At 39.3% G+C, this 11,612-nt stretch carries 8 protein-coding genes and 1 pseudogene; 4 read left to right on the top strand and 5 right to left on the bottom strand.

Translation table 11 applies throughout. The features are described 5' to 3' along the window. Positions 1–21: 21 nt before the first annotated feature. The 4 genes from EG849_RS15025 to EG849_RS15010 form a co-directional block, all read right to left on the bottom strand. Positions 22–3,207, bottom strand: coding sequence for a DUF6531 domain-containing protein (locus tag EG849_RS15025; protein ID WP_125014194.1), 3,186 nt, complete (start codon positions 3,205–3,207; stop codon positions 22–24). Positions 3,208–3,228: 21 nt separating this feature from the next. Further along, a complete protein-coding gene (locus EG849_RS15020; RefSeq protein WP_125014192.1) occupies positions 3,229–4,566 on the bottom strand; it encodes a tetratricopeptide repeat protein in 1,338 nt (445 codons plus the stop codon). Positions 4,567–4,568: 2 nt separating this feature from the next. Next, a complete protein-coding gene (locus EG849_RS15015; RefSeq protein ID WP_125014190.1) occupies positions 4,569–6,344 on the bottom strand; it encodes a type VI secretion system Vgr family protein in 1,776 nt (591 codons plus the stop codon). Between the two features lie 711 nt (positions 6,345–7,055). Beyond that, positions 7,056–7,289, bottom strand: a complete 234-nt coding sequence (locus tag EG849_RS15010; protein WP_125014188.1) for a helix-turn-helix domain-containing protein — start codon at positions 7,287–7,289, stop codon at positions 7,056–7,058. Between the two features lie 211 nt (positions 7,290–7,500). Between EG849_RS15010 and EG849_RS15005 the strand changes: the two genes are divergently transcribed. Together EG849_RS15005 and EG849_RS15000 are read left to right on the top strand one after the other, a co-directional pair. After that, the gene (locus tag EG849_RS15005; protein ID WP_125014186.1) at positions 7,501–7,776 is read left to right on the top strand and encodes a hypothetical protein; all 276 of its coding nucleotides are present in this window, start codon (positions 7,501–7,503) and stop codon (positions 7,774–7,776) included. A gap of 33 nt (positions 7,777–7,809) precedes the next feature. Further along, positions 7,810–8,670 (top strand): SDR family oxidoreductase, encoded by an 861-nt coding sequence (locus EG849_RS15000; protein ID WP_125014184.1) that lies wholly within the window; start codon positions 7,810–7,812, stop codon positions 8,668–8,670. Positions 8,671–8,900: 230 nt separating this feature from the next. Here the strand turns inward: EG849_RS15000 and EG849_RS14995 are convergent, their stop codons facing one another. Then, a complete protein-coding gene (locus tag EG849_RS14995) occupies positions 8,901–9,110 on the bottom strand; it encodes a hypothetical protein (protein WP_125014182.1) in 210 nt (69 codons plus the stop codon). A 680-nt stretch (positions 9,111–9,790) separates the two neighbouring features. On the opposite strand from EG849_RS14995, the gene EG849_RS14990 reads away from it, so the two are divergent. After that, a complete protein-coding gene (locus EG849_RS14990) occupies positions 9,791–10,969 on the top strand; it encodes a sensor histidine kinase (protein ID WP_233581816.1) in 1,179 nt (392 codons plus the stop codon). A gap of 424 nt (positions 10,970–11,393) precedes the next feature. Continuing rightward, positions 11,394–11,612 (top strand): annotated as a pseudogene (locus EG849_RS15900) (Crp/Fnr family transcriptional regulator); the annotation flags it as partial.

The raw sequence follows: 11,612 nt of genomic DNA, 5'->3' as shown, positions 1-11,612 counted from the left end.
AACTGGAATTAGGTGCTCACTTTAAACTGGAATCGGGTGGTCAATATCACTGGAATTTGCAATACGCCTGCCAAAAGCATCATATTCAAATTCTACTATACTTCCATCCGGCTTACTAATACTTTTCAGCATTCCGTTACCAAACCAATCAAACTTCCAATTGTCTTTACCTTCTTTAGCTATAAGATTGCCTTCACCATCATACGAATATTTGTAATCTTTATCACGAAGAAGCTTACTTCCTGCACCATACTCCTCATCGTTTTTTTGTTTTGTTTTAAATAAATTTCCAACTTCATCTGGTAATTTATAATCATATTGCCCATTTTCATACTTAGCCCAGGCAAGGTTTCCAAAATTATCATGTGCATAACCTGTTTCACCACCGGTAAGTTCATTAACCATACGCCATAATCGATTATTGGCACTCCAATTGTATCTTCTATGTCTTACAACATTATTTCGAGATTCTACTTTATGTAATATTGGATGTCCAAAATTGTCGTAATCCCAAATAGAATTTACATTTCCACTCATCTTACGCCACAATTCTTTTCCCACAGAATTATAACCCTGATGCATTAGCCAGGATTCCTCTAAATCTTTCGCATATGCTTCAGTTCTTATTATATTACCCATTTTATCATAATCAAAGGTAACGTTAGCCCCAAGACTACTTGATAATAATTTTCTGGATCCGTTTCGATTATATACATTATTCACAGAATGTTCTCCCTGAATATCCTGAATTATACGGCCAATAGCATCCCTCTTTAAATCTACAGAAATTGTATTGTTAACTCCTTGTAAAATAACACCACGTTTGTCATAACTATACGTTTCCCAAGTACCATCGTAGTATTCTGCTCTGACAATTCTCCCTAAAGCATCATGTTCAAAGTTTGTCCAGCGTTTATCAGGCCTTTGAACTTTAACAACCTTACCCGCTCTGTTTCTTATGTATTTTCTGGATAAACCATCAAAACCTATCTCTTCAATAACTTCACCATTGGCATTTCTTCTGAACTGGTAGATTTCTTTATGTTCATTTTGAATGGCAACCAGTTCTTCATTATTATTGTACGCAAATTGTACTTTAACGCCGTTTTCCTCGCGCATCTTCAAGCTTCCGAGTGGCGTGTAAGCAAATTTCACATCGTGGTCGCTGTCTTTCGCATGTATAATTTCGTCGTACGCATTATATCGCAATTTAACTGATGTATTGTCAGGATGAATAATTTGCGTAACACGACCCAACGGATCATAGCTGAATCGTTGCGTTCCGCCTTCAGGATTGGTCGCTTTTTCAACTTCGCCTTTTTCGTTGTACGTCCAAGTGGCTACTTCGCCATAAGGCAAAATTAATTTTACAAGATTGTATTGCGCATCATATTCTAACGTTGTGATGCCTTCATTTACATCCCTGATTTCAGAAATCAGTCCGTTTTGATCGTATTCAAAAGCAGTAACTCCACGATCTGGCGCCACCGTATTTTTTAGTTTTCCTGATTTTCCATAATTCCAGATGGTCCTGTTTCCTTCGGGATCATTTGCAATAATCAGCTTGTCATTTTCATCATACACATAACTGTAAATCGAGCTGTCTGGCTGAATGATGGACGTTAGATTTCCTCTTTCGTCATAGGTATATCCAGTCAGATTTCCTTCGGGATCAATTTTTCTATATATCTCAAAGGTTTCGGTGTATTCAAAAAATTCTGAATTACCCAAAGCATCTTTAATTTGAGTACACAAAAAATCTTCGTCATAATAATAAATCGTTTCGTTGCCCAAAGCATCGGTAATGATATTAAAACCTTCACTCGGAAAATAGGCCAGCCAACCTTCAAAAAGTCCGTTTTCGCCAGTGGTGTGAATACAGCGTTTTTCAAAATCATATTCCCAATAAAAAGTCTGTCCGTTTCGGTCTGTCTTTGAAACCATCAAGTGATTTTCATACACAATGTTTACTTCTTGGTGTAAAGCATCGGCAATAACGGCCAAATCACCTGCGGCATTAAACTGATAACGCACCAGCAGTTCACGGCCTTTTTTGGTTTTCAGAAAAATGGCATTGATTCTGTTTTTTTCGTCTAAATCAAAAACAAGTTCGCGATGACTGCTGTCTGTCATTCCCACCAAAGAAGTTCCGGAATAATGCAATTGAATCGCCAACCCCGAAGCATTGGTTATTGAAATTGGCACATATTTTTGATCTGTAACCGGAATATAATGGTACGTCAGTTTTTTGGAATGGCTGTAAAGCTCAAAGTCTGTTCCTATTCTTTTCAGCGTCAGTTTTTCCATTCGATGGTAAAACTCTTGTCCGTCTTCTAAAATTGGAAAACCCACACTGCTGCCATCCGGAAGCAAAACCGCGATTACCTGTTCGTCAAAATCAATCTTCATCGGCAGGTCATAACTGTGATTGTAACCGTGGCCCAACTGATGTTCATATTCAGAATCAGAATTCCAGATGCGTTCCCAAACCAACGGAATCGGGCCCGGAAGTTCAAAATCGGTATATTCATAAAAAACAATTCCCTGAATCAAATCTACCGGCTCAAAGCCTTTTTTACATAGAAAATCACTCAAACGATTGGATCCTCCAAAGGCTTTTTTGGCCATTTTATTCAGTTTTTTGAGCAACTTACCCAAGAGCTTTCCTCCGATTTTAAAAAGCGCTCCAAAACCAAAACCCGCTAAAAGATTGATAAGCATTCCCATCAAATCAGGAACATAAGGACCCGCGATATTCACCGGTTTTCCTGTGGGAATCGGCAAACTGAAACTTGTGGGTGCAAAAAGCGACGGAATGGGTTTGAATTTTTTTCCTGGAGTCAAACTCAACGGAATCCCGATATCGTTGCAGGTCATTTTCATATAGCCTTTTGGACTGATGCGACGGCCTTCAATATACGAATTCACGCTTCCGAAAAAATTCATTGATTCGTGACCAATCATCGGAATCATCGCGAAAGGTCCCGTGAACAAAGGAATATGAATAAATGTGATGATTCTGCCACTGGTATCTGTCACGCCACGCGGAATTCCGTTGACATTCACGGTCGAACCAATAAACGGAATATAATCCATCGGATCAATCACGATTCCAATATAAGGATGAATCGGATTAAACGGAGGCAACGTATTGAAATGCAAGTCAATACCGATAACTGGCGTAAAATGAGTATTGGTCAACAACATATTTCCCTCTTTTAATGGTTGTTATTTTCTTTGAGCCGTGGCTTCGTCAAACCGGTATTGCAATTCCGCTCGCCATTCTGGTCCAAAAAGGCGTTCCATTCGTTCGTTTAAAACTGCCACTTCTTCTTTATCTGTAAATTGATTTTCTTCGATAAAATGATAGGCAATAAAACTAGAATCTGAAACTTTCAAATCTTCGTCTTTAATTTCGAGTCCCATTTGATACGCTTCTTGCAGATAACTATCAAATTCTTCTTTATAATTGTGCTGATCGCATAAAAACAGAATGGTTTTATACGAAGAAATGGCGCTTGTAATCAAATCATTTTCAATACTTGTTTTGGCTTGCAAATCAAAATAGCGGAGCGCTTTTTTATGGTCGCCATTCATCGATTCTAAAGCACCGAGATACCCATAAATTTGTATCAGGATCGTGACATTATTTTTATCTTCAGCAATCGCTCTTTTTGCAAGTTGCAATGCTTTTTGAAGCATCTGTTCTGTTTCTTCCTTCGCCGGAAAATGCATTAAAAAGCCCCCATATATCAGATGAGCCGAAGCCCACATTCCTTGATTGGCAGATTTTTGAGCGGCTTCCAACAATTTTTTACCCCATTCATCAAGTGCTTTTCGACTGTTGTTTCCAGTCGCCTCGCCCATTTTTAGCATACAAATTCGAAATTGCACTTGCGGATCATTCTGGTTTCCTTGTGACGCCAATTGATTGATGGCTTCGCGCATATTCAAATTCCCAGGATTGATGTCAATTGTTTTTTTATCAGAAATGGTTGTGGTTTCAACAAAATAATGATGATCTGCAAAATCCAGAATGGCGAATTTGACAGCGGTATGAATTTGATTTTTTGCGATTAGCTTTTTAATGAACCTGGCGTAAATTCCGTTTTCAGAAATCGTTCTCGGAATTAAAGTTACCACCAAAGGGCGGCTGTGATTGCTCGAGAATTTTGAAAAATCTTCCAGCATTTCTAAAAGCAATGTCACTCCAGAATTTTCAGGAAGCAGTTCTTTTGCTTTTTCTTCGAATACAGAAAAGTTCCAAACTTGCGCCATTTTCTGCTGTTCTAATTCGGTTTTATACATCGAAATCCAATCAAAAATCAATGCTTTTGCAAAATGATCTTCCGATACAAACGGCGTAAACAGTACGACAAAAATATCTGATAATTTGCCGTGAGACGTGGATTCTAATTTTAAAAATCCGTTTAAGAAATCCACATCTTCGGTATGAATGACCCAACGCGCCAAACTGTAATCGGGATTTTTCTCGGTTTCTTCAAACCAAATTTCCTGTAATTTTCCAATTCTGATCGCCACAGGATTGTGCTCGTGATTCATCATATCTAATTCAGATTTAAGACGGTACCTTTTACATTTGTGGCAATTGAACCATTGACATCGACCTGCATTCCTTCGACTTTGACTTCTTTTTCTCCGGTAATACTTACCGCCGGAGCACTTGTATCTACTTTTGTGTCACTGGAAATTGTAACCGAATCGCTTCCGTCAACAGCTGTTTTCTTCGAACTGATATTGACGTTATTTTCCCCGATAATATTAATTTCTTTGGAAAGAAAAGTCATTTTTTCTTCAGATGAAATTGTAATCGTTTTTTCATTGGTATTTAAAACAATCGTATTGCCACTTTTATCAGAAATCGTGATTGATTCCGCACCATCGGCATCGTCAAATTTTATCATATGCCCGCCACGCGTTTGAATGGCTTTAAAATTATTGCTGGAATCTTTTTGGGTACTTTTCCCTTTTCCATTATACATTGCTCCCAAAACAAAAGGCTTTTCGGCATTGCCTCCTTCAAAAGCCACCAGAACTTCTTCCCCCACTTCTGGAATAAAATAAAAGCCCTTTCCGCCGCCACCGTGCGGATTTGTCATTCGGAGCCTAGGCGTTTTTCCGCCCGTTTCTTCTTGCCAAGCAAACGAAACCTGAACGCGTCCCAAACCGGCCGGATCGTCATTGGAAACAATGGTTGCCGGCTGCGATGCTGCAATGGGAAAACGGTGGACATTGCCGTAAGGTGGCGAAATCACATCGTCTGGAACGGCATCAAAAGTGTTGTGGTAATTTCCGGATTCGTCACAAACGTGAACAATATCAGTGATGATGTAGCTTCCGAAACTTTGCTCTTGCAAGCCGTCCAAAGCATTTCCAGTTAATGAAAAGGCAGGTTCTTTTATATTGACGATGTCACCAAGTCGAAGTCCTGTTTCATCAGAATCGCCTTTAGCGGTCACTAAATCGGCTGCACGCGATTGCAATTGTGTGGTCACGCGATCGGTCAAATGTGTTTTTGAATTTCCTTCTTCTAAAGATTGCGAATACAGCATCGTAGAAGTATTTGGGAACATCTTTTTTGAGGACTCAAAAACGGTTTTTGCATAACCTTCTGGATTGTAATTGACTTCCATCGAATTGGCTTTTTGTGTTTCTCCGTTGGACGGATCATAACCCAAATATTCAAATCCCAAAGATTTGGCGCGCATTTCAATGTTGAAAGATTGAAGCGTTCGCCCATATTCTAAAGTAAAAGTTTTTGATTGCGGCTTGCCGAATGTCAATTTTTCTCCGTTAAAATAAAACCAGTGTCCTTTTTTCTGAGCCATTCGCGATAAAAAAGCAAAATCGCTTTCGTTGTATTGAACGGTGTATGGCAAAGTGGCATCTTTTTGAATCGAAACAGCAGGTTTCAAGCTATCAGCAGAATATTTACCGAGAATTTCATCGACAATACTTGACAATGCTTTGTCATTAAAGGATTTTATATTGGGAGTTCCCTCTAATAAAATGGTCGGACTGTACCCATTAATGATAATGCCGCCCGAAGCGCCAGCTGTCCTGACCATTTGGGCTTCAGTAATGATTCCGTTAAAAAGCAACGGCGAGTCTTTGGCCATTGTTGACGGCTCAATGGTGATTTTAATGGACTGCCCGATATAGTTTTGGGCTTTTTCAATGGCTTGGCTTACAAATTCTTTTGGCAAGGGTTGCAATAAAGAAAATTTGTGGTGCTCTTGCACTTTCTGTTCAACAACCAATTGTGAAAAACGAGATAGGGTTTCTCCAGCAATTTCTATAACAATCTTTGTACTGATAGGCATAACAGTAGGTTTTAAAGGTTAAATATATCTTGGGGGAAGATGCTAAAAACAATAAACAGTGAAGTTTGTATGGCTTACATTACAAATCAAATTTCAAAAAAGATTAAACAAAAATGTTAATTATTTATAAGTTCCTTTTTCAGAACTGGGGGTAATTTTTTTTATAAACATTCTAATGCGTGCTCGTTTAGATCCAAAAAAAAAAAAAGATTTTTTATTATAAAAAAGGAGAATCAATATTTCATTTTTAATCATAAACGCCTTAATATAAAAGGATTAATTTTATTTTTGTTTAAATACAGTTTGAAAATTATTTTAACTGTTCATCAGGTCCAAAAATATTTTTTTAGAGAACAACTATTATAAAGGATAAAAAAAAGAATCTGTAATTCCAATTTGTCACCTAATCAGAGATGATAAAAATTCTCAAAACAATACTTTTTGTTTAACTTGAATTAATAGTTTAGTAGATTTGGATAAAATGAAAACCCAAGATTCGTATAGTCCATTTTTTAAAATTACGCTAGATTGCTTATTCATGTCACGGGAGTTGGTTTTCTTTAACGACTCACAATTGCAATAAATTGCTTCACAATAAATTGCTTCACAGTAAATTACATACAGTAGGTACGCAGAGTTCCGCCTCGAGTGTCAGCCAAAGAATCCTTTACATCTAAATAAAGAGTATCCAGATAGCTGGCAAAAGAGTTTTCAAATCTCAAGCTCGATATCAAGCATATTGGCGGGGCTCTCGCCTAGACCTCTTGCCAATTCGAGCAAGGTTGTGAATGCAAAGTTTTTTCTGCCCATCTCTATAGCTTCCACATCGCTCTTGGTAAGCGAAGTTCCTTGGGCTATATCATTCTGGCTTATCCCTTTGGATTCCCTGATTTTTTTTGCATTTGCTCCAAATGCCACCAGCCTTCTGTCCTTGAAATGAATCATGTAGTTTTAGTATAGTACCAAAAATAGCGAAAACGAGGGAGTTCGCAAAAGAGCATCCGCTATTCAGAATTGGAATAAGTAAAAAGAAAAAACGAACCACCCAATTACGCTTTCACTTCATACCCAATAAGCTATAATTTAAACAGGAAAACATATAACCGAATGCCTGGAAGATCTTGCTAATTTTAGGTAAGATATAAAATTGAGAACTATGGATGAACTAGATAATTTTTTCGATGTATTGCCTTTTGATGATTTTGAAAAAACAGAGAAATTTGCACCTTTCCAAGCAGTCAGGCAGTCATGGGCCGCTGCCGATACGCTCGCCAGGGGAGATTCCAATTGGATTTTAGGAAATTTCAGCAATACCTTGGAGGGCGCTTGTGAATCCAGCACGCCCAGCAGGATATCCAGTCGTGCCGTCCTTTTTGTCCGCCATGCTGGAGATTACCAGGGAAAATCCCTTTATGTATTTATCCATTCGTAAGTTTCATCTACCTAAATTTTAAACATTTTTCCCATGGACAAAAAAACACTACCACCACAAAAACAGGCCATCCAGCCGGGTCTGGAATCGGAAATGCGCCCGATGCCTGAGTACATCAAAAAAAATTACATTGGAAGCAAGAAGCTGGAAGGCAAGACTGCCTTGATTACAGGAGGCGACAGCGGAATAGGAAGGGCTGTCGCGGTGCACATGGCCACCGAAGGCGCCAACATAGCAATTGCGTACGGCGATAGCAGAGAACTGCAAGATGCCCTCTACACCAAGGAGCTGGTATTGGAAGCGGGAACCAAGTGCCTGCTGGTAGAAGGCGACCTCAAAGAGGCCGAATGCTGCAACCTTCTGGTTGAAAAAACGCTATCGGAATACGGAACCCTCGATATACTGGTTAATAATGCCGCTGTCCAATTTCCAAAAAAAGACCTGAAGGACATTACGGACGAACAGCTGGAACTTACTTTCCAGACCAATATCTATCCGTATTTCAGGGTAACCCGAAAATGCCTGGAGTATATGAAACCGGGCGCAAGCATTATTAATACGGCTTCGATCACCGCCTACGAAGGATCGCCTCGGTTGGTGGATTACTCCAGCACCAAGGGAGCTATAGTTTCATTCACGCGCGCGCTTGCAGCGCAGGTTGCAGACAAGAGAATACGTGTCAACGGAGTAGCTCCGGGTCCCATTTGGACACCGCTGATCCCAGCGAGCTTTACTGCAGAAGAAGTTGCCGTATTTGGGAGCGATACCCCAATGAAGCGCCCCGGCCAGCCTTCTGAAGTCGCGCCGGCCTACGTGTTCTTGGCGTCAGAAGACAGCTCTTACATTACAGGGCAGATGATACACGTCAATGGAGGGACTCCTGTAGGCGGATAAACGGAACAAAAAAACATAACATATCCTAATGAACTGCAATTCCACTTATTATTTAGAGCAGCAGCAGGTCTACCAACAGACTTCAAATCGTTGTATCTCCTAAAATGTAAAATCGGAGTTGCCACTTTACTTATATCGGTATGTGTTATATTCTGAAACTAATCAGATCTTGGGAATTAAAATAATAATAATTGAAAAAAAAACCTAATTGTAAGTTATATAAATTTTAGCTAAACTTCTCCTTTCTTATAACCCATAACAATTCTCTGGATATAATATTTTTGCTCCTTTTGCGTATAATTGTAATTGTAACAAGCCTGCCTTATGATTTCGAAGTTGATGTAGCTCATCCGGCCACATTCATAACCATAGGTAAAAAGTTTTTCAGAGATGTCCTCAGGGCGCTTCAGAAGTACATTTTTAAATTTTTCGAAATCCATACTTTACATTAATATTCAAGATAATAAATGTAAAACAGAAGACATTTGTTGGGATTACAGTTACTCAATATTGTGCTGCATAATTTTGCTAGTGAAGATGCAGCCAGAATTTAAACAGAAAATATTGCAAAAAGTAATAAGGATTCAGCCCGATCAGTAAATATCTGATTAAAATAAATTAACAGCCCTATTTAGGAAATTAAGAACGCTATACCAAGAAGATTACCGCCAGGCCTCTATTGCTTTTTAGTACATCTGCTTCTTTCGGCTAGGAAGAAAAGAATACCCGATAGGCGCCAGATTGCTTGCTGTTTCCTTTTGTTGACCTTTTCATGTTACACGTGACTGGCGACCTTTGCGAGCCACTCCCCATTGGCTTTTGCAATAACAAAAGAGAAACGATAATACAGTTGATCGATTAGCGCAAAGGGTATTGAAAAGCAGATCCAGAAGTCTGGCATCGGTTCTGCCTTTATCCTCCAAGCAGTAAAATTCCACCTAACATTGCATTCCATAATCTGCTAAAAATCACAAGATCTTATTTTTTTTTGCAGTCGTCCCTACGGTAGCATTTATTGCATGACAATTTCCAAATTAATGGTTTACGACGAAACCTTCTTGAATAGAACTGCACGATTAACCAAGTGGCCTAAGATATATTGGTGGCATATGTAGTATCTTTGGAAATTATTCCCCTTCCCATGGCCCCTACACCTGCGCAACCACAAAGCAATGACCTCCCTTCCGATAATTCAAAAAGCTACCAGGCAGCACTCTTCTTGGCCAACCAAGAACTTGCGCTCCAGCTAATTGAGCGTGAAAAGCGCGCCGAGGAACTGGCTCTGGCCAATATTGAGCTGGACTTCCAGAATTGCGAGAAGCAGAAGCGTGCCGATGAGCTTGCCATTGCCAATATCGAGCTCGATTTTCAGAACAGGGAGAAACAACACCGTGCGGACGAGCTGGCCACAGCCAACAGGCATCTGGAATTCCAGCTAGAAGAGAAAGAGCTTCGTGCTGCTGAACTGCTGATTGCCAACAAAGAATTAGCCTTTCAGAATAAGGAAAAGGAAAATAGGGCTCGTGAACTGGTCATTGCCAATCAGGAACTCGCGTACCAAAATGCAGAAAAAGAAAAAAGGGCTGCCGAACTGCTTGCCGCAAACAGGGAACTGGAGTCCTTTGCTTACATTTCCAGCCACCACCTGCAGGAGCCTCTTCGCAAAATACAGATCTTTACGGGCCGCATATTAGAAGACGAATACGGCAACCTCTCTTCGAAAGGGAAGTACTATATTGAACGTACCAACCTTTCCGCAAAGCACATGCGTACGCTTATAGACGATATCATTTCTTATTCGGGAATCAATGCGGGCGAAAGAAAATTTATAACTACTGACTTCAAGATAATTGTAGATCAGGCGCTTGGCCTTTTGCAGAAAGAAATAGAAAGTAGCGGTGCCTTAATCGAGGTCAGCGATTCCTGCGAGATTGCAGTTATCCCTAACCAATTCCTTCAGCTGCTCTGCAACCTAATAAGCAATTCCCTAAAATTTTGCAAGCTTGGAATCCCGCCACATGTGGTCATCAGCTGCATTCCCGAAACCCACAATGGATTTGTGCGTATCAGCATCGAGGATAATGGCATAGGTTTCAGCATGGAATTCAAAGAAAAGATATTTGAGATATTCCAGAAACTGCATGAAAAAACGGAATATGAGGGTGCTGGAATTGGCCTTACCATTGTCAAAAAAGTTGCAGAAAATCATGGAGGCACAATTGATGTACAAAGCAAAGTAAGCATAGGTTCTAGGTTTGATATCTGCATCCCCGCAGTCCAGACCCCTACTGCATACTAATGTCAGCTCCTTCCCTGATATCGTTTTTAAAAAGAAGACAGGCCTTTGCTTTGTAAGTAATTCAAATTCATAGATCTGACATTCAATACGTTACTCCCAAATTATTTAGGGTATATTTAAAATTGTAGACTACCATACTCTGGCTGTGTTCTCCGTTTGCTTTTGCGAGTTCTGTTAAGTTGGTTTCGTTGTTGTTTCCTATACAAAGACATCAATAAATTCGTATTAGATTATCAACATAAAAACGTTCTTGTAAAAAGAAAAAGGTCATTTGGTTATGGTAAATTCGGGTGAAGTCTTCCTCTTTAAAAATAGGAATATCTCTGTTTTTCGGAAATAGTTTTTTTATATTTGAAGTAATTAAACGAAGGTTTATCCCAAACTAACGTTATGCGATATTTTGCACACCCATACATTAAAAATCATGTATTCTACACTTGAAAAATTCATAAAAACCAAGACAAATTGTGATGCCAAAACAATTGAAGAAATCTGTTCCTATTTTAAATTGGTTAAAACGAAGAGAAACGAAATCCTTTTAAATTATGACCAAGTCTGCGAACACTATTATTTTATCAATAAAGGTTGTGTCCGCTTATTTACGATTGCCAAAGATGGGGATCAAAGCTCCCGGTATTTTGCC

It is taken from the genome of Flavobacterium macacae, from assembly GCF_003865365.1.
Lineage (GTDB): Bacteria > Bacteroidota > Bacteroidia > Flavobacteriales > Flavobacteriaceae > Flavobacterium > Flavobacterium macacae.
Note: the sequence above shows the minus strand (reverse complement) of the source record. Positions and strands in the feature narration are given on the sequence as shown.

Excerpts from the sequence above, each read along its gene's own strand:
- EG849_RS14995 (WP_125014182.1), bottom strand. The coding sequence starts at position 9,110 with ATGGATTTCGAAAAATTTAAAAATGTACTTCTGAAGCGCCCTGAGGAC.
- EG849_RS15000 (WP_125014184.1), top strand. The coding sequence starts at position 7,810 with ATGGACAAAAAAACACTACCACCACAAAAACAGGCCATCCAGCCGGGT.
- EG849_RS15025 (WP_125014194.1), bottom strand. The coding sequence starts at position 3,207 with ATGTTGTTGACCAATACTCATTTTACGCCAGTTATCGGTATTGACTTG.
- EG849_RS15010 (WP_125014188.1), bottom strand. The coding sequence starts at position 7,289 with ATGATTCATTTCAAGGACAGAAGGCTGGTGGCATTTGGAGCAAATGCA.
- EG849_RS15005 (WP_125014186.1), top strand. The coding sequence starts at position 7,501 with ATGGATGAACTAGATAATTTTTTCGATGTATTGCCTTTTGATGATTTT.
- EG849_RS15015 (WP_125014190.1), bottom strand. The coding sequence starts at position 6,344 with ATGCCTATCAGTACAAAGATTGTTATAGAAATTGCTGGAGAAACCCTA.
- EG849_RS15020 (WP_125014192.1), bottom strand. The coding sequence starts at position 4,566 with ATGATGAATCACGAGCACAATCCTGTGGCGATCAGAATTGGAAAATTA.